Annotated in this window: 13 protein-coding genes; 6 read left to right on the top strand and 7 right to left on the bottom strand. The window is 47.5% G+C overall.

Annotation, left to right across the window (positions count from 1 at the left end; translation table 11 throughout):
- The first annotated feature begins 56 nt into the window (after positions 1-56).
- The 3 genes from NST07_RS22800 (at position 57) to glpK (ending at position 3,821) form a co-directional block, all read left to right on the top strand.
- On the top strand, positions 57-773 hold the full coding sequence (locus NST07_RS22800; protein WP_020427515.1) for a response regulator transcription factor: 717 nt from the start codon (positions 57-59) through the stop codon (positions 771-773).
- On the top strand, positions 774-2,213 hold the full coding sequence (locus NST07_RS22795) for an ATP-binding protein (protein WP_341094580.1): 1,440 nt from the start codon (positions 774-776) through the stop codon (positions 2,211-2,213).
- Between the two features lie 114 nt (positions 2,214-2,327).
- Positions 2,328-3,821, top strand: coding sequence for a glycerol kinase GlpK (gene glpK, locus NST07_RS22790; RefSeq protein WP_341379148.1), 1,494 nt, complete (start codon positions 2,328-2,330; stop codon positions 3,819-3,821).
- On the opposite strand, the gene NST07_RS22785 is transcribed toward glpK, so the two are convergent.
- The 4 genes from NST07_RS22785 to NST07_RS22770 all read right to left on the bottom strand — a co-directional run bounded on the left by NST07_RS22785 (position 3,815) and on the right by NST07_RS22770 (position 6,051).
- The gene (locus NST07_RS22785) at positions 3,815-4,015 is read right to left on the bottom strand and encodes a hypothetical protein (protein WP_342480217.1); all 201 of its coding nucleotides are present in this window, start codon (positions 4,013-4,015) and stop codon (positions 3,815-3,817) included. The two genes, glpK and NST07_RS22785, sit on opposite strands and share 7 nt — an antisense overlap.
- The gene (locus NST07_RS22780) at positions 4,015-4,185 is read right to left on the bottom strand and encodes a hypothetical protein (protein ID WP_342480216.1); all 171 of its coding nucleotides are present in this window, start codon (positions 4,183-4,185) and stop codon (positions 4,015-4,017) included. The genes NST07_RS22785 and NST07_RS22780 overlap by 1 nt, the downstream gene beginning before the upstream one ends.
- Positions 4,186-4,217: 32 nt before the next feature.
- Complete coding sequence (locus NST07_RS22775) at positions 4,218-4,568, bottom strand: hypothetical protein (protein ID WP_342480215.1); 351 nt, start codon at positions 4,566-4,568, stop codon at positions 4,218-4,220.
- 232 nt (positions 4,569-4,800) lie between these two features.
- Positions 4,801-6,051, bottom strand: coding sequence for a methyl-accepting chemotaxis protein (locus NST07_RS22770; RefSeq protein ID WP_076108999.1), 1,251 nt, complete (start codon positions 6,049-6,051; stop codon positions 4,801-4,803).
- Positions 6,052-6,338: 287 nt separating this feature from the next.
- Here NST07_RS22770 and NST07_RS22765 point away from each other — a divergent pair, with 287 nt between their 5' ends.
- Positions 6,339-12,986 (top strand): glycoside hydrolase family 3 N-terminal domain-containing protein, encoded by a 6,648-nt coding sequence (locus NST07_RS22765; protein WP_342480214.1) that lies wholly within the window; start codon positions 6,339-6,341, stop codon positions 12,984-12,986.
- Positions 12,987-13,074: 88 nt separating this feature from the next.
- On the opposite strand, the gene NST07_RS22760 is transcribed toward NST07_RS22765, so the two are convergent.
- Both NST07_RS22760 and NST07_RS22755 read right to left on the bottom strand, forming a co-directional pair.
- Positions 13,075-14,715: a helix-turn-helix domain-containing protein gene (locus NST07_RS22760; protein ID WP_341094575.1), complete on the bottom strand. Its 1,641-nt coding sequence runs from the start codon at positions 14,713-14,715 to the stop codon at positions 13,075-13,077.
- 3 nt (positions 14,716-14,718) lie between these two features.
- A complete protein-coding gene (locus NST07_RS22755) occupies positions 14,719-16,497 on the bottom strand; it encodes a sensor histidine kinase (RefSeq protein WP_341094573.1) in 1,779 nt (592 codons plus the stop codon).
- Positions 16,498-16,625: 128 nt separating this feature from the next.
- Between NST07_RS22755 and NST07_RS22750 the strand changes: the two genes are divergently transcribed.
- Positions 16,626-17,951, top strand: coding sequence for an extracellular solute-binding protein (locus NST07_RS22750; RefSeq protein ID WP_342480213.1), 1,326 nt, complete (start codon positions 16,626-16,628; stop codon positions 17,949-17,951).
- On the opposite strand, the gene NST07_RS22745 is transcribed toward NST07_RS22750, so the two are convergent.
- Positions 17,922-18,926 carry a WYL domain-containing protein gene (locus NST07_RS22745; protein WP_342480212.1) on the bottom strand — a complete coding sequence of 335 codons (1,005 nt, stop codon included), beginning with the start codon at positions 18,924-18,926 and terminating at the stop codon, positions 17,922-17,924. The two genes, NST07_RS22750 and NST07_RS22745, sit on opposite strands and share 30 nt — an antisense overlap.
- 155 nt (positions 18,927-19,081) lie before the next feature.
- Between NST07_RS22745 and NST07_RS22740 the strand changes: the two genes are divergently transcribed.
- On the top strand, positions 19,082-19,927 hold the full coding sequence (locus NST07_RS22740; protein WP_341094567.1) for an SDR family NAD(P)-dependent oxidoreductase: 846 nt from the start codon (positions 19,082-19,084) through the stop codon (positions 19,925-19,927).
- Positions 19,928-19,961: the final 34 nt, after the last annotated feature.

The raw sequence follows: 19,961 nt of genomic DNA, 5'->3' as shown, positions 1-19,961 counted from the left end.
CAGCACTTGGTTTTAAGATAACGTTCTACTGTATTTGATGAAGGGGTTGTTGTGAAATGGCAGAGCATTTGAATAGAATTCTGGTGGTGGATGATGAAGAGCGCATTCGCCGCCTGCTAAAGATGTACCTTGAAAAAGAAGGCTACGAAATCGACGAAGCGGAAGACGGCGAAATTGCTCTGCGCAAAGCAACGGCCAATGATTATGGCCTTATTTTGCTGGATGTCATGCTGCCGGGCATCGATGGGATTGAAGTGCTGACGAGACTCCGAGGGGTCAAATCTACTCCTGTTCTGATGCTGACCGCCAAGGGCGAGGAAATCAACCGGGTCCAGGGCTTTGAAATGGGTGCAGACGACTATGTGGTTAAACCGTTCAGCCCGCGGGAAGTGATCTATCGGGTCAAGGCCATTATGCGCCGTTCTTCGGCAACGGCCTTTTTATCCAAAGAGAGCAATTCCAGCAACAATATCGTTTTCCCGCATCTTATTATTGAGCATGATGCACACCGTGTAACTGCAGGCGGCCAGGAAGTAAGCCTGACCCCGAAGGAATACGAGCTGCTGCATTATTTGGCTATCTCGCCGGACAAGGTATTCTCGCGCGAAGAGCTGCTTAAGGATGTGTGGAATTACGAGTTTTTCGGAGATTTACGTACAGTGGATACCCATGTCAAACGGCTTCGCGAGAAACTGAATAAAGTTTCACCGGAATCAGCAGCGATGATCACCACAGTATGGGGCGTAGGCTACAAGCTCGAGGTACCTAAATAAGTGAATTTCTGGAGAAGTCTTGTCGGCAAGCTGTGGATCACGATCATCTGTCTGGTTGCTGTCGTGCTCATTACGGTGGGGCTGTCTCTGCTGCCTTATATCGACAGCAACTTCGCCAATTCCGGGGCGATTAAACGTTTGTTCATGTATGCCTGTATGATCGGGTTCTCGTTGACGACATTTTTTGCCTTGTTTTTATTTACTAAGATTACCCAGCCGATGCAGCAGGTCATTGAAGCGGCCAACAATATCCGCAAGGGTGAATACGGGACAAGGCTGACACTTGTGACGAGCGACGAAATTGGTCAATTGGCCACTTCATTCAACCATATGGCTGAAGAGCTGGAGGAGAATATCCGTAGTTTGAACCACGAGAAGGGTCATCTGTCGAGTGTTCTGCGCAGCATGAGCGATGCCGTCATCACGTTTGACATCGAAGGCCGGATTATATTGACCAACCCGCACGGCCAAAAACTGCTTCAAGCCTGGAAGGATTTAGACCACGAGCAGGAAAGCGATTCTGAGCTTGATCCTGATGCGGTTGCTTCAGGCGATGTGCCGCCGCCGCTACGGCCGCTGTTCTTCAGCACGCTGAGACAGGGAAGCGACGAGCGTTCTAATGTGCATGTCCGCCAGGGAGTCTGGTCGGTTCATATGGCTCCGCTTTATTCGGAAGGGAATATCCGCGGCGCTGTAGCGGTTCTGCGTGATGTGACTGAAGAGGTGCGCCTGGAGAAAATGCGCACGGACTTTGTGGCCAACGTATCGCATGAAATCCGCACACCACTCTCGATGATGCAGGGCTACAGCGAGGCGCTGCTGGATGGAATGGCCTCCTCGCCGGAGGAGAGCAGCGAGCTGGTGCAGGTTATCCATGATGAATCGCTGCGTATGGGACGGCTGGTTAAGGATTTGCTGGATCTTGCCCGCATGGAGGCAGGACATACGGATATGGCCAAGTCGCAGGTGGATATGGATGAGCTGCTGGAACGCATATACCGAAAGTTTTCCGTACGGGCCAAGGAACGGGAGATTCATTTGGAGCTGACCAAGTCTGGCGATATACCGCTCCTTAAGGCTGCTGACGAAGATAAGCTGGAGCAGGTTCTGACAAATCTGCTGGATAATGCATTCCGCCATACACCCGCAGGCAAGCACATTACCATTGTCACCAGCACGGTGATTCTGGAAGGCCGGCGTTACCTGGGGATTGAAGTCCGGGATGAAGGAGTCGGCATTGCACCGGAGGATCTTCCTTATATTTTCGAACGTTTCTACAAGGCAGATAAAGCTCGTGTCCGTGGGGAATCCGGGGGAACGGGATTGGGACTGGCGATCGTTAAAAATATCGTCGAGTCGCATCAAGGGCAAATTACCGCGTACAGCAAGCTTGGCGAGGGGACAACCTTTACGCTGCGGCTTCCTGTCGAAAAACAGTAAACGCTTGACTCAGCATGACAGCGCCTCTGACAGCAGAGGTGCTTTTTGTTGAAACTAGCACTTTAATCTTGTTCACCGTGGAACATCTTGCAGCAAATCAAGGAGGCATCTATCATGATTTTATCGTTGGACCAAGGCACGACCAGCTCACGGGCGATTATGTTTGATCTGGAAGCGGGCATGCTCTCCCAGGGTCAGTATGATATTAAACAATCTTTCCCCCGTCCAGGCTGGGTTGAGCATGACCCGGAGCAAATCTGGGAAAGCCAGCTTGCCGCAGCCAGAGATGCTATCAGCGGAAGTCGGGTCCCGGCTGCGGAGATTTTGGCCATCGGCATCACCAATCAGCGGGAAACTGCGCTCATTTGGGACAGGGTTACAGGTGTGCCGATTTATCCGGCCATTGTCTGGCAGGACCGGCGCACGGCGGAGCAGTGTGAGGACATTAAGCGGCAAGGTCTTGCCGCTGAAATTGCCGAGAAGACTGGACTTGTCGTCGATGCCTATTTCTCGGCAACAAAGCTGGCCTGGATTCTGGACCATGTGCCGGGCTCAAGGGAACGTGCCGAGCGGGGAGAGCTGCTTGCCGGAACCATTGACAGCTGGCTGATCTGGAAGCTCACCGGAGGCGCTGTGCACGCCACGGACGTGACCAATGCTTCACGTACGATGCTGTTTAATCTGCATGAGCGCAAATGGGATGAGCGGCTTATCAAAGTTCTGCGCATCCCCCGCGCCATTCTCCCGGAGGTGCGGATGTCCGGTGGAGAATTCGGCGTAGCCCAGGCACAGTGGTTCGGTGCGGAAATTCCTATCCGCTCCGTCCTTGGCGATCAGCAGGCCGCATTGTTCGGCCATACCTGTCTGGATGCCGGCAGCGCCAAAAATACATACGGCACAGGCTGCTTTATTCTGATGAATACAGGTACAGAAGCAGTCGTCTCCACTCATGGGCTGCTGACCACCGTAGCCTGGGGCATGGGCGATGAATTGTATTATGCGCTCGAAGGCAGTGTCTTTGTGGCTGGTGCAGCCGTCCAGTGGCTGGAGGAAGGACTGGGGCTGATTACCGGCCCCTCGGACTCGGAGGACAAAGCAAGGGAAGTGGAGGACAGCGAAGGTGTCGTGGTCGTACCGGCCTTCACCGGCCTAGGGGCGCCTTATTGGGATATGTACGCCCGCGGCGCGGTGTTCGGACTGACCCGGGGGACTACGGCAGGTCACCTGGTGCGGGCCACGCTGGAGTCGCTGGCTTTTCAGTCCCGGGATGTGATTGGGGCGATGGAAAAAGACGCCGGGATGCCGCTGACCGGACTGCGCGTGGATGGCGGCGCTGTCCGCAATGATCTGCTGATGCAGTTTCAATCAGATATTCTAGGCAGTGAGGTGACCCGCACCACCTATGCGGAGACGACGGCTCTGGGGGCAGCGCTGCTGGCCGGACTCACCTCAGGGATTTGGTCAAGAGAAGAGCTTGAGAGCTTCAACAAGGCCGAGAAGGTGTTCTCGCCGCTGATGGAGCAGGAGGAACGGGAACGCCGCTATGGCGCCTGGAAGGATGCTGTAGCGCGTACCATGGGCTGGGAGAAGCATGAGGGGCGTCAGTAAGCAGGAATGTATTCATGTACCGATTTGGAAACGAGTTTTACCAACACCCCATCACGCAAGCGGCGCTCAAGAAGAGTAGGTTCTTCTTGAGCGCCGTATTTGTTCTGGCGGGCTTTAGCCGGAAGGACGCAGAAATCGTGGATAACCGCTGTCCGGGAGTCAACTTTATTAACTCTTATCAGTCCAACCAGCATCAGCTCAGAAAACCGGTTAACTGTTCCCCGGCATGGCAGAGGAAAGCAGCATCACCGTTCTCCGGTCCCAGACTCTCAACGCCAACTCTCAGATTGCTCCCATCGGAATTTTTACAGAGCAGCTCCAGCGACTTCACAGCCGCAGTAGATTCTTCCGAGAAATCAGTCATTTTGTTAATTACATATTCTCCCATAACGGCTGCTACACTTCAACCGCGGAAATGATCTCTAAATTCTCAAGACCAGCCTTGCGGCCCAGCCGCGCCAGCTGCATTTTAAGGATCGGATTGTTTTCCAGCGTCAGCTTAACCTTCACAAATCCGTCGCTCTTGAACATCACGAAGCAGCTTTCCAGCAGAGGCACCACATCTGGAGCGGTTACATTTAACCTTATACAATCAATTTTTAGTTCATAGTCGGCTGGGTTAATAGGATTGATCGTTTGCTGATAAGTTTGGATAGACCGGAGACCGTCCTCTTCAGAGAAGGTGCCTTCCAATTCGATTTCGATGACTTTCTGTTCCACATCTTTCTTTAAAATAAATTTCCCCATCTGTACATCACTCCCGTTAGTGGATTGCTGAACATGAGGGGGCAGCTAAACTTGCCTTTGCGGTCCTCATGTATATCTGTTCATATAGATAACCATGAATTTCATGTATATGCAATAATAAAGTCGAAACTTGTATTAATTTGTCACAAAATATCAAAAAAAAACCTCTTCAGGATACAGCTGATAATCAGCCATAATCCATAAAGAGGTCTCTGAGCAGGATACGCTTAATCTAGAACTTGAAGATGTGAATGGTCTTTTGCAGCTGGAATACAGCTTGCGTCATTTTATCTGTCTCTTCGGCTACGGATTGCAGGGCATTGATTTGCTCATTCATGGCTGCAGATACCTCTTCGGTTCCGGCTGCCGTCTGCTGGGTAATCGCGGAAATATTCTCAATGGCGCTGGAGATTTTGAGTGCACTTTCCAGCATGAGATCACTTTCAGCAGAGAAGGAGGCGATTTGCTCGGTTATGTACTGAACACTTTGCACAATTTGCGCGAAAATATGAGCGGTCTCAGTGATCATCTCGTTCTGAACCTGCACGACCTCTTCGTTGATGGCAATATTGTCGATTGCCTGCTTGATGTCGGCTTCGATACTGCGTACCAGCCCGAATACTTCCTTAGTAGAAGCGGTGGACTCCTCGGCAAGCTTGCGGACCTCCTGGGCTACCACGGCGAACCCCCGGCCATGCTCGCCTGCGCGTGCGGCTTCAATGGATGCGTTCAGCGACAGCAGGTTGGTCTGCTCGGCAATTTCGGTGATGGTCTTCGTAATCATGGTAATTCCCCGGGCATTTTGTGAAAGGGCATCAATCGTATCGGCCACCTTTTGCGTAGCCTGAATATTTTTACGCATGCCTTCTGCCTGAGTGTCAACGGACACACGTCCTTTTTCGACCAGCTCCAGCGTATGTATAGAACGTTTATTCATTTCTTTAGTTGAGCTTGTGTAGTTAGAAACTTTGGTTTCTATGTCTTTGATGGATTCCGTCATATCTGCAATATCCACGGATATCTCATTGGCGCCCAGGGCCAGCTCGTTGGAAGAAGAGGCAACCTGTGCCATGACAATCTTGAGATTCTGGTTCTTGTCTTCAATACCCCGGCTCGCGTCCATTACCTGGCGGGTAATTCCCGAAGCTTCCGTCAGAATCTTCTTCAGCTTCTCGATCATCGTGTTGAACGAGCGGCTGATGTCGCCCATGGCCCCGCTTTCGTCCGCACGGCTTGTGAAATCTCCTTTGGCAATCGTGTGCGTCACATTGGAAATGTCGTCAAACGAAGATGTAAGCGTTCTCTCAATAAATCGTGAAAGAGGATAAGTCAGCGCTGAAAGCACCACAACAAGAATAATTCCGATCAGGATCTTGCCCATGATCAATAAAGTAATCAGAACAGGAACTGCGAATAATGCGGCAATCAGATAACAACCGGCAACTATTCTCTGTTTTAACGGAAGCTTGTTCATCCAGTCCATAATAACTATTTCCCCCTAATAAAAGTGTTGTGTATTGTAATATTATAGGCGATTTTAGGAGGTTTGGTCTATTGTAAGAACTGACATAAATTTAAGATAGGAATAATCTAAAAAATGCTGCAGGTTATCTAAAAAATGACTCCTATATTTTTGTGAATGCTGAAATTATGATTATATATGATTACGCTTTCAATCGTTATATAACAATTGCCTAAGGAGGTTCTGTTAGAAAGGGGAATTTGTAATCGAATTTCAATGCTCACTACTTTTGAAGGAGGCAATATGAAATGTTGAAACGCGCAATTTCCTCGGCCACCGCTTTACTCCTTTTGTGGTCAACACTTGCAGGAGCAGCACCTGCAACTTCCTATGCAGCAGCGTCAACTACGGAAGCCCTGGTTCCCTATTATAAAGCCTCACTGCCTGTGGATACCCGAGTGGCGGACTTGCTGGGACGGATGTCTCTGGATGAGAAAATCGGGCAAATGGTGCAGGCGGAGCGTGCATCCGTCACACCGGAAGATGTCAAGAAGTATCACTTAGGTTCGGTTCTCAGTGGCGGAGGTTCTTTCCCGAACGGGAAGCAATTAGACAGTACTCGTGAGAAGTGGGAGGCACTGGTGGATTCCTATCAAGCAGGTGCTTTATCAACACCACTGGGTATTCCGCTTCTCTATGGGGTTGATGCGGTACATGGTCAGAACAATATCATGGGTGCGACCTTATTCCCACATAATATAGGTTTAGGAGCCACACGAAATACAGAACTTGTCGAACAAATTGGGATCGCAACCGCACAGGAGGCTAAAGCATCTGGAACGAATTGGATCTTTGGTCCTACCATTGCTGATCCGCAACATATAAATTGGGGCCGGACGTATGAAGGCTTCAGTGACAACCAGTCCCTTGTAGCTGAAATGGCCTCTGCGTACATAAAGGGACTGCAGGGAAAAAACATTGGCGAGTTGAAGAATAGTGATCGGGTGATCGCCTCCGCAAAACACTTTCTTGGAGAAGGGTTAACGGATAATGGAGTGAATCAGGGCGATATCACCGGGATGACTGAGCAGGAAGTGCTCGACCTGAATCTGCCTATGTACAAAAAGGCTATAGAAGCTGGGGCAAGGACGGTAATGGCTTCCTATAACAGTATCCAAGGATTGAAGATGCACGCGAACAAACGTATTCTCACCGATGCGCTGAAGGGTACAGGCGAGGGCCAGCTTGGCTTCACGGGCTTTGTTATTACGGACTATAATGCCGTGCAGCAAATCAACAAGGATTGGGAGGGTAATGCAGTCAGTGGATTGAAGAACCAGATTAAAGTAGCTGTGAATGCCGGCGTTGACATGTTGATGATGCCAGCCGATTGGAAAGTAACCATCACTCACCTGAAGGCACTTGTAGAGGATGGATCAATTAGTCAAAGCCGTATAGATGACGCAGTAACGCGTATTTTGCGCGTTAAGTTTGAGTCAGGTGCATTTGAGCATCCGATGACGGATCAGAGTCTTGTGACTACCTTCGGCTCTAAATCACACCGTGCGCTTGCCCAGAAGGCAGTACGTGAATCCCTCGTTCTCCTGAAAAACGATAAGGTAAATGGTCAGCCGATCCTTTCCCGGCTTAAGAATATGAACAAGATTTTTGTCGCAGGCAAAAGTGCAGATGATATCGGCATACAGTCGGGTGGCTGGTCCATCAGCTGGCAGGGTCTATCCGGGAAAATTACGGAAGGAACCACGATCCTTCAGGGGATTAAGAACACAGCTGGTGAATCAAAGAAGGTAACCTACAACAAACATGGCCGTGGCGCAGCAGGCAACGATGTCGCGATTGCTGTTATCGGTGAAAAGCCGTACGCCGAATCAAACGGTGATGGCCTGAACAGTCTCAAGTTGGATAAGGAAGATATTGCTACGTTAAATAATATCCGCAAATCTGGGGTTCCGACGATTGTTGTCCTCGTATCCGGAAGACCTTTGATCATAAATGATCAATTGGAGGATATTGCAGGGCTGGTTGAAGCTTGGCTGCCGGGAACGGAGGGGCAGGGAGTAGCTGATGTCCTTTTCGGTGATTACGAATTCACAGGTAAATTACCGATTCGTTGGCCTTTCTACACAGAGGCATACTCAGCTTTGAAGGCAGGCACCTCGAATTTAGAACAGCAATATATTCTGTTTGATTATGGGTATGGATTGACTAAAAACGAATCCACACCTGTTTTACCCGCTCTTCCGCAAAAGCCGGGCAACGCTCTCTACGCGAAAGTAGAGGCGGAGAGCTTCATACAACAGCAAGGGATACAGTTAGAGGGCACTGCTGATGTGGGTGGAGGCCAAAATATTAGCTATGCAGATGCAGGGGACTGGATGGAATATCTGATCGACGTTCCAGCAGATGGAGTGTTTGATATAGATTTCCGCCATGCCGGTGAAGGTGATACTACCGGATTTAACATTCTAAATGAGTCAGGTGTGAAACTCGGAGAGTTATCCGTAAACCGCACAGGAGCCTGGCAGAACTGGAAGACGACTACAGTTCATGACATTGCCCTTACAGCAGGTGTTCAGAAAATTAAGTTAGTGCTTAAGGCGGGCGGACTAAACTTAAACTGGTTTGGTTCCAAAGGCTTCTCACCCGCAGCGCCAGAAATTGATAGTGGGGGAATTGTAACCCCGGCACCGGTCATACAGGCGAACGCAGTAGAGAACTGGGTAACCACTGAACGGGATTCCGGGGATATGGGATGGTATTACGATCCTCGTTGGCAGGATGGTGACAAGAAGCTTGAACAGCAAGCTAATATCGACTTGACTGAGGTTGGAACGGCCATTGACCCTAAAGTTACAACGATTACTATTGATCCTAACAAAGAATATCAGTCGATGATGGGGATTGGAACATCGATGGAAGAATCGACTGTTTACAATCTGCTCAAGATGTCACCAGCGAAACAGGACGAATTACTGAAGAAGCTAGTGAGCAAGACTGAAGGCATTGGCATGAGTATGATGCGCGTGACGATTGGTTCGGCTGACTTTACAGCACAGAAGTTTTATTCCTATGATGATATGCCAAAGGGGGAAACGGACACAAGCTTAAGTCATTTCTCAATTCAGAAGGATATCGACTTCGGTATTATTCCGGCATTGCAGAAAATGGTGGCGATCAATCCGGAACTCAAATTTTTCGCTTCACCATGGAGTCCTCCAGGCTGGATGAAGACCACTGACAGCATGGTTAAAGGGCAGGTCAAGGATGAATACCTGCCTGTACTCGCGGACTATTATGTCAAATTCATTCAAGAGTATAAGAAGCAAGGGATTGTTATCGAAGCGATGACCTTACAGAACGAGCCTCTTCTTGAAATCGAATATCCCAGTACGAAAATGCCTTGGCAACAAGAAGCGGAGCTTGCCAAGCTGCTGAAGCAGAAGCTTACAGCAGCAGGACTGGACGTCAAGTTATGGATATTCGACCACAACCCGGGCGACACGATGTCTTATCCGGCTCCAATGCTGGCTGATTCTGAGAACTACGCAGCGATTGACGGAACGGCTTTCCATGATTACGGCGGCGATCTTGGGCTTATGTCTCAGCTGCATGATATGTACCCCGAGAAGAACGTTTACTTAACGGAACGTGCAGTATGGGGAACATTAGGTACGGATCGGATTGCACAGTATTTCAGAAATTGGGCAAGAAGCTATAATTCATGGGTCCTTATGCTGGATAGCGATATCAACACCCACCAGTGGGTTGGAACACCGGACCCGACGATGTTAATTCAGGATTCGTCGAACACCGATAATTATTGGCTGACGCCGGAGTATTACTTCGTGGGCCACTTCACAAAGTTCGTGAAACCAGGCTACACTCGAATCGACAGCAATTACGGTAATAAGGATAGTGTAACGAATGTATCCTTCATGAGTCCGGATAAGAAAACGATCGTTACGGTCGTTATTAACCAGACGGCATCAACACAAACGTTTAAGCTGGTGAGTGACGGAACACAAATTGCGGCAACATTAGCACCCAAGTCAGTAGCCACTTACCGTTGGAACCGTGACGTTCAAACGGTACCTGGGGAGGAGAAAGTGCTAAGTCTTACTCCGGATGTTTTGGATTATGATGTAAACGGCAAAGAAGTAACGTTGAATCTTAGCGGAGGCACCTTTAATAGTTTAAATGTAAATGACATTTCATTATCTGGTGAGGCAACGGATAAGGGTGTGACAGTAACCTCTGTTACCTACGCTACTTACAACCCGGATAAGGTTAAAGTAAAACTCGCATGGGATGGAACGCCTTATTATAATGATGTGAACCTGACCCTAAATGTACCGGCTACCGCCTATTCTGATTCTACTGATGGTAAGCCGCTTTCAGCGCTTATGAAGCTGAAAGGGACTGCAAGGCAGACACCGGCTACACCTATACCAGGTACCGTCAGCGCGGATGTTTACTATCAGTTCTCAGGAGTGGATTTTACGGAGGGATGGAAATTTACAGACATAGGAGCAGGGGACTGGGTAGACTTTAAGATTAATGTTCCGAGAGCCGGCAAATATGCATTTACGTTAAATGCTGTAGTTCCAAGTGGTGGAGGCAGTGCTTTCCAGATGAAATCTGATCATACAACGCTCGCCACATTTAACATTCCTTCCGGACCTAATACTTGGAATCTCATACGTACTTCGGCGGATTTGGAAGCAGGGGAGCAGATCATTAGAATTCTCGGCAGTGTGGGCACCTTTGAAATGCAGCATATTATAGTCGAAGAAGTGAGCCCTCATTCCGTGGACGGGGACGGCATCTTGAAAGTGGAAGCGGAGAGTTTCGTAAAAGCTGGTCAGAACGTGATCCAAGTAGGAGATCCAATTACAAACCTAGGTTATACAGCTGCGGGAACCTATATGGATTACTTAGTTACAGTACCGAAGTCCAGCAACTACAAAGTTAAATATAATTATGCGACTCCACAAGGCGGAGTTTCCGTATCGCTGCAGACGAAGGGTCAAACAACCGGTACCACAAGCTTGCCAAGTACTGGTGGCTGGGTTGTCTATTCTGAAGCGGCTTCGATCCTTCCTTTAACAGCTGGCACGCAGACCATTCGGCTTGTCATTAATGGCGACGGAGTAAACTTGGACCGGTTTCAGCTTGAGCCAACGGATTCCGCTCCGGCGCCGGTTTTTGAAATGGCTGCAGCACCTCATGTCTTGTATGAAGATAGTCAAAGGGATGACGAGCAAATCGTAAAGCTCAATACGAATATCGTTGACGGGAAAATCTACTACACAACAGACGGTACACTTCCAACAAAGAACAGCACATTATATACGGGTCCTGTCTCAGTGTCACCTGCGAAAGTCCTTCGGGCTATTGTCGTAAAAGCGGGGATGGATGACAGTTATGTCTCCTTCTATGCAGCAGCAGCGGCATCACCGCAAGCAAGTCCAGGTGCGGGAAGTTATAACAGCCTGGTCAATGTGAATCTAACAAGTAGAACCAAAGGAGCAACTATTTATTATACTACCGATGGTACCGTACCGACGACGACAAGCCTCTTATATCAGGGACCGCTTACGGTTACTTCTGATACGACGATCAAAGCAGTTTCTATTAAAGACAGCTTGAATCATAGTGCTGTCGGTGAATTCACTTTCAATATTACTAATAATCCAAATCCGAATCCCAGTACGAACCCAGTAACAAATCCCGTAACAACCCCAGGGACTACCCCGGTTGATAATGGGCAAAAGGCGATGATCAAAGCTCCGAAGCCTGTAGTAAATCCTAACACAGGACGCGCAACAACAACGATAGCAAGTGCAGATTTGAAAGCAGCGCTACAAGCTGCGAAACCAGTCAAAGGAGTCCCAACGGTCTTTATAGAAGTTGAGGAATTAGCAGGACAAAAGGGATACGAAATACTTCTTCCTGTTGAGAATCTGACGACGGGGACTTTAACCTCGAAGCTGGAAATTGTTACGGCCATTGGGAAGATAATCGTGCCAAGTAACATGCTAAGCAGAACTGTTGCGAGTGGTGTAGACAACATTGGATTAACGATTGCAGTAGCGGATATTACTGAGGATGGGGTGAAAGCAAAGATTGGGCAACATCCCGTCATCGGGCTGACCTTACGAGCCGGTAATCAGGTCATTGAATGGAATAATCCGAAAGCACCGGTAACGGTGTCTATTCCTTACACGCCTTCGGCAACGGAATTGGCCCATAAGGAGCAAATCACTATCTGGTATATCGATGGACAAGGAAATCTAATATCGGTTCCAAGCGGCCGTTACGATGAAAAAACCGGAATGGTTAGTTTCACCACGACACATTTCGGCACATTTGCTGTAGCGTATGTTAATAAATCTTTTACAGATATCAGTAAGCACGGGTGGGCAAGGCAGGCAATCGAGGTTCTGGCGTCCAAGGGAGTGATACAGGGCACATCAGATACGACATTTGCCCCTAATGCAAAGATTAAAAGAGCGGACTTTATCGTATTATTAGTCAAAGCACTTGGACTTACAGAAGTAGCAGGTGATAACTTTGCCGATGTCAAATCCACGGCTTATTATGCAGAGGCTATTGGCATAACTAAGAAGCTCGGGATTGTCCAAGGAAAAGGCGGCAATGTCTTCGAACCGGAAGCAAACATCACGAGACAAGAAATGATGGCTTTGGCCAACCGGGCATTGAGTGCTGCGCAGATTCATTTGGAACAGGGATCTGCAGCGGACTTGGCAGGGTTTGATGATATTAAGAAGATCGGACCCTTCGCGGTTGAAGACATAGCAACGCTGGTCAAGAATGGAATCGTGTCTGGTAACGGGACCCTTGTGAATCCGCTTGGGACTGCAACCCGTGCTGAAGCTTCGGTTATGATTTATAAGATGTATAATTTGCAATAACTAAGTGCTGTTGTAGTTGAATGAAGATAAGGCCAATCGGAAGGTTCCGGTTGGCCCTTTTCTGGTTTTTAAATACCCTTTTAAACTTTCAGTTTGTAGGTTCAAGGTAACCGATCATTTTCTGGTACTGTGTTGGGGTCAGACCCGTCCATTTTTTGAAAGTAGTTCTAAAATGCCGCTCCTCCTGATACCCCACTTGCTTGGCAATTGTATATATTTTGTAGTTTTGCTTCAATAGTTCCTTCGCTTTTTCCACACGGAATTGATGCAAATAATCCAAAAAGTTAATCCCTAGTTCTTGTTTGAATAAAGAGCTTAAGTAGGTATTGGATACATAAGTTTCCTTTGCGACAGATTCCAGCGAGATACTGGTGTTGTACTTCTGAATAATCCAATCAAGTGCAGCTTGAACGGTTCGGTGAAGAGGCTTCTGCCGGGAGTCAATTTCAACGATGCTTTGAATGATTTTTTGCATAATGGTAGCCAGCTCTTCTAATGTCTCGATCAAGGGAACTTTCTCCACCCAATTAATGAGATCATCCTTCCATTCGAAGGCGGTATGATTACGTTCCTGTGAGAATTTTTGCAGCTCTAGAATGAAGATCGTGGCCCGCAGATTGACTTCCGTTTTATCATATTGAGAGGTGTTGCGGATATAATTCAGCCAATGGTCCAGATGATCTAATGCTTGTTCATAATTATGATTTTCCAAGTTGAGCTTTATTTCTTTCTCCAGTTGCTGTAGTTCTTCATTCTCCAAGATGGAGGTTTGAACCAGACCGCGCTGATTATATTCGGAAAAAAGAAATACCCCGCCTTTTCCTTTGTAAAACCGGCCTGCCATGGCTTCCAAGGCTTCCGTGTACGCGCTATGTACTTCATCCAGAGATGGTTTTACGGAAGAGATGGCTATACTGATGGAAATTTTCAAGAAGGTCTCCATATTCTTCTGGAGTTCTTCCATCTTTTTCTTCAAAGAGGTACCGGTCTCATGATCAGGGATGTTGGCCAGCCATAATATTTCCTCTCCGTAGCTAATCGGTTCTATAAACCCATGGAATAGAGGCAGCAATGTCTCGGTCAGAATATTACTGGCTGCGTATCGGATCAATGCCATATCCCGTTTATATAGTTTGGAGTCATTCCGGTGGTCCGGGGTGTCAATCCGCAGCAATCCAATATGAATCTTTAAAGGCTTAAGTGAGATTCCCATCTCTTCTATGATTTTCTGCCTGTCTTCGAGAAGGAGCGGGGGATTCGCAAGCCACTGATTTAAAATTTGATTTTTAAGCAGCGGAATATTTTTTGTCCAATTCTGATTGAGCTGCTGCAGCGTGGAGCCTTCCCTTTGTTCCTTATCGATCTTTTCCTTCACCGTAAGTATGGCTTGGAGAATATCTTCAGGTAAGCAGGGCTTTAACAAATACTCGCTTGCCCCATAACGGACTGCATCCCTCGCGTAATTAAAATCACTGTACCCTGTAAGCAGGATGGAATAGAAGGACAGCCCCTCCTCCTGCGCAGTCTGGATCAGTTCCAGTCCATTTATATAAGGCATGCGAATATCTGTTAATAATACATCCGGCTTCCTTTCTCTCATTAATGTTATAGCTTCTCGTCCATCCCCCGCTGCGCCCACAATCTCAATATCGTAAAAGGACCAATCGATCATCTGAATAATTCCTTGCCGGAATGATAATTCATCTTCGGCAATCAGCAACCTGAGCATCGTTTAGTTACCCCCTCTATGGATTCGGATTTGGATACGCGTACCTAGACCTAAGGTGCTTTCAATGTGAAATTCCGTAAGCTCAAAGTACAGATTCAACCTTTCGCGAATATTACTTAAGGCGAGGCCTGAGTGTCCAATGGAAGGAGCAACCGGTTTAGGATGACATGAAATTTGCTTTACCCGTTCTGGAGTCATACCCTTCCCATTATCAACAACCTCCAGTACGATCCACGATTCCTCAGCATAACAGGCTACCGCAATCATTCCGTTTCCCTCTAAAGGTTCTATGGCATGAATGATGGCGTTTTCAACAAGGGGCTGCAATAATAATTTGGGGACTTGGAAATGACTGATCTCTTCATCCAGGGTGACGGAGAAATGAAATCTGGTAGTAAAGCGTTTCTTTTGCAAAAATAAATAATTCTCGATGAATTCAACCTCCTGATGAAGAGTAGCATTGTCTTGGCCGTTATTTAGACTTAACCTAAACACCTGGGACAAAGATTGAACCATTTCTGCGATATCCCGCTCATTCTTCTGCATCGCCGTCCAGCTTATCATATTTAAAGTGTTGTACAGGAAGTGAGGATTGATTTGCGATTGCAGCGTTTTAAGCTCTGCTTCTTTCTGCTTTAGGTGTGAAGTATATACATCATCGATTAGGGTTTTGACACGCTTGACCATCGTATCATACCAGTAACCCAGTTGGCCGATCTCATCATTCCCCGAAAAATTAACCTGCTGACTGAAGTCTCCAAGCTGCAGCTGCTTCATCGAGAGAATTAATGTTTTGACAGGGTTCGTAATGATTTTGGCGATTAACCAAGTGCACAGTATCATTACCAGCGTAAACACTGCCATAATAAGAACAGTTATGGATTTGATATAATCGAGCTCTTTCAATAAATCCTTTTTATTCTGTATCACCAAAGAGTGCCAGCCTGTCAGCGGGGAAGTGGTCTGAGAGACAACCAAATCATCTCTATCCAGCAGGTAGCTGAGCGCATCATCTTTTGAGAGTGCAGGTTCAGCAGATTGGAAATAAGGCAGATCACCAATATGTTCACCCAAATTATCCAACTCCGTAGAGGCCAGAATCACACCATCGTCATTGATAACCAGTTGATAAGCATTATTTTCTTTGCGGAAAAGATTATTGCTGAGTTGATCGGCATCGATCCCAATCATTAGCACACCGATTCGTTTATAGGTATTGAAATCCTTAAAGGGCTTGATCATCACGAGCTTATAATGTCTGTCTCCATGCAGCAGGTGATCCTCAGGGGACAACATATCCCATATTGGCTCACCGGCAGATTTCATAATGTTCTTGAAAAACCGGGTTTCTTGAAACTCGGCGAAGGAGGCAGCACTGGCAATGCCGGTTTGTGTAATGGCGAATGGCCCATTATCTTCTTGACCCGCAGACAAGCGATAAATAAGCAAGGATTGAAAGGATTCGCTCGAGACCATCAATGGGAGGAGGGATTTGTAGATTTGCTCTCTTACCTCGAGTGTATCACTGGTGGTCACCAAATGTTGTAAGGATGGATTGAGAAACAGGAAGTTACCTGTGCTAATAGTACCGCTGGTGATAAAATCAAGCTGGTTCGTCGTTTTGGCTGCCATGTGACTTTGCGCTTGACGGATTTTATCGACGATCTCATTGGCGGCAATATAATAGGAATAAAGGCCAGTTAAACCTACAGTAAAGATCAGTAGAGGGATAACCCAGATCAGTAGTTTATACTGCAGTGAAATGTCTCGATACCGCGTCACGATAGGTTTAATATTGTCTCACCCTGCTTTACATAGAATATCATCAGTATAACTATAATTAAGGTAATAATATATGTGCTGTCCCCTGAATTTTAGTAATAATAACTTCTCAAGAGGTGGGGAAGAGGATGAAAAAGAAATACCGCGCACTATCCATACTGATCATAACCGGTTTGACAGCTTGCGCAATATTTAGTATTACGAATATGAATTCCAAGACACCTGCAATAAAAGATCCGAATAATACAGAGACACCGGGAATTGTCACGTTGAAATTGTTCACAGCCCTTGCTGACCGCAAGAACGGACAGGGGAAAATCGAACAGCAAATCATAGACGCTTATATGAAAGAACATAGAAATGTAAAAATAGAAGTCGAGGCATTGCAGGATGAGCCTTATAAATCCAAAGTTAAAATATACGCTACATCGAATGCTCTTCCGGATATTATTCAATCCTGGGGACAGACCTCGTTTATCAAACCCTTAATTGATGCAGGTTTGTTGGCTGAGCTGAACGAGTCAGATTATATCTCCTACCATTTCGTATCCGGCTCACTCGATGGATTCAAGCAGCATGGTGAATTATACGGGTTACCTAGAAATACCGACTTCTTTGTGATGTACTACAATCAAAAAATATTGGCCGACACCGGTATCCCGGTTCCTGGAACAACACAAGAATGGTTTAAGGCAAGCAAGATGCTAAAAGAGAAAGGCATTAATCCTATCACAACCAATGCCGTTGAAGGCTGGTCACTACCGATCTGGTTCGAGTACATCGCTCAGCGGCATACGGGCGATTTTAGCAAAATGGACGAGGTTCTCGCGGGCAAAGCTACCTTTACAGGCAATGAACAATTTCTTGCAGCAGCTAAAGAATTACAGAGGTTCCAGAAAGAGAAGACACTTGCGGACGGCTTCCTGACTGCCGATTACGGCGCAGCCCGCAACTTGTTTGGACAAGGTAAAGCGGCTTTCTTTTTGATGGGGAGCTGGGAATCCAGTCTTGCTACGGATGAGAATTTCTCGGATGAATTCCGGAGTAATGTTGCAGCTGCACCGTATCCCGCTTCTGATAGAGGCAAGCTGACGGATGTCGCAGCCTGGTTCGGCGGTGGATATTCAATCTCCGCACATTCTAAGAATAAAGGGGAGGCTGTACAATTTTTGAAATACTTCTACGATCCAGAGAATTGGGCGAAGCTTATTTGGCAAAGTGGAGCAGGGATACCCGCTCAAAAATTCGATCAATACCTGACTGGGGCAGAAAATAAGCTGCAAAAAGGACTGGTAGACATCTTTAGCTCCATTTCAACTTCCAGCGGGACCCCGCTCCAGGATCAAGGAAGTAATGAATTTAAAAATAAAGTAATGGAGGCCCATCAATCTTTAATGGATGGAAGATGCACTCCGGCAGAGTTTTTAAAGAAACTTGATGAAGCCGCTAAATGAATCAGTAGCTGGGAGACGACTCACCCGACGACCCAATAGCACGGTTTCCAGTGCAGCCTTATATACTTTTATACGCAGCTCCTCTGGTGACCTGACGATCACATGGGGACCCAAGGACAACATGATTCGGCAAGCTGCTTCTATGACGTTGAACTCAGCTTCGACCTCCAGCCATGCAGAATCAGGAGATTCATCTATGGACAGCAATGTAACAAAGCGTTCCTGCCTTAACGCTTGAAGGGAGGAAGACTTTAGCGTGAATTTGGCTTGATAACTGGGAAGGGCGGATTTGAACGATACTTTAGACAACTCCCAGTAACTCGTCAGCTCAAAATCGTCAGGTCGTGAATAAGCTTCCTCTAATATTTGGGCAGCAACGATTCTCGAAACCCGGTAGGTTCTGAACTGCTCCTCATGCTGCCCGATAACATACCATACCCCCCGTTTCGCCACCAAGCCCAGCAGTCCAATGATTCTGTTCTTTATTTCCCCATTTCGCAGATAAGAAATACTTACCTTCCGGTCTTCCCAAAGAGCTGCCTGTAAGGTTGAAAGAAAAGGGAAGCTTTCCTCGGATGAAAGCCATCCTTCACTGTCTATATGAATACGCTGGTTAAAATAGTTGGCGGAAGGGGATTTATTCCCTGAGGCAGCAGCCTCCAGCTTGCGCGATGCAATCGTGAAATCTTCATGAATACCAAGATCCTTCAAGATTGCCGAATCGGCAGAGAGCAGGAGAGCGCCTATTTCGTTGGGCTTCATTCCAGTTAAGGAAGTGCGGTAGCCTTCGGTGAGCATCCAGCCGCCTTCCCGGCCTCGTTCAGCCAGCACAGGTATTCCAGAGGCACTGAGCGCCTCCATATCACGAAATATTGTCCGCTCGGACACCTCCAAGGTGCTGGCCAGCTCACGGGAGGTGACTTTGCCGCGGTTCTGCAGCAGAAGCAATATAGATAATAAACGGTCTGCTCTCATACGTCCTCCTCATAGGGGGTATCCCCCTAATTTAACTCTTTTTTCATTTTATCATATATATATGTCAGTTGATGTCATATATAGAGTTTATGATGAGTATAGCAAGCAGAAGAACCAATGATACTAAGATCAACAATGAAGAGAGGAGCGGTAGTATGACAAATTTGCAAGGGAAAGTGGCACTGGTTACCGGAGGAAGCAGGGGGGCCGGCAGGGGAATAGCTTTGGAACTGGCAAAAGCAGGTGCGTATGTGTATATCACAGGCAGAAGCACAGGGCTTTCGCACGAAGAAAGGCGTAAAGGGACGATCGACAGTGTTCTCGATGAAATCAAGGCGGTTGGAGGGCAGGGTGAAGCGATCCGCTGTGACCATACCCGGGATAGCGAAACGGAAGAAGCCATCCGGCGGATAGCGTCGGAGCAGGGCAGGCTGGATATCCTGGTCAACAATGTATGGGGCGGTAATGAGCTGTCCATCGAGAGCAAACCCTTCTGGGAGCTGCCTCTGGAACATTGGAGCCATATGTTCGATGCGGGAGTCAGAGCGCAGCTGATGACCAACTATTACGCGATTCCGCTAATGCGCAGCAACCGGCAGAGCGGTGGTATTATTATTCATACAACGTATTGGGACCACTACAAATACATTGACAACTTCTATTATGATCTGGCTAAAAATGCGCTGGTGCGCATGGCCTATGGATTGTCGGTAGAACTTGCGGCAGACGGTATAGCCGTGATCCCGTTGTCGCCCGGCTGGATGCGGACTGAACTGGTGCTGGAGAGCCTCAATACAGATGAAGAGCATTGGCAGGAGGTGCCTGAACTGCAAACCAGTGAGTCCACAGCCTATATCGGGCGGGCCGTGGTTCAGCTGGCTGCAGATCCAGAGGTAATGACCATAACGGGAATCCCGCAGCAGGTAGGCAGCCTTGCGGTACAATACGGATTCACTGATGCTGACGGGCGGGTCGTCCCGGTATTCAAAGTTCCGGAATAAACCGGAATAAACAAAAATCGCTCTTTTGAAATGG

The sequence above is a fragment of the Paenibacillus sp. FSL L8-0340 genome (genome assembly GCF_038593145.1).
Lineage (GTDB): Bacteria > Bacillota > Bacilli > Paenibacillales > Paenibacillaceae > Paenibacillus_AQ.
This window is presented reverse-complemented; position numbering and strand designations above follow the sequence as displayed.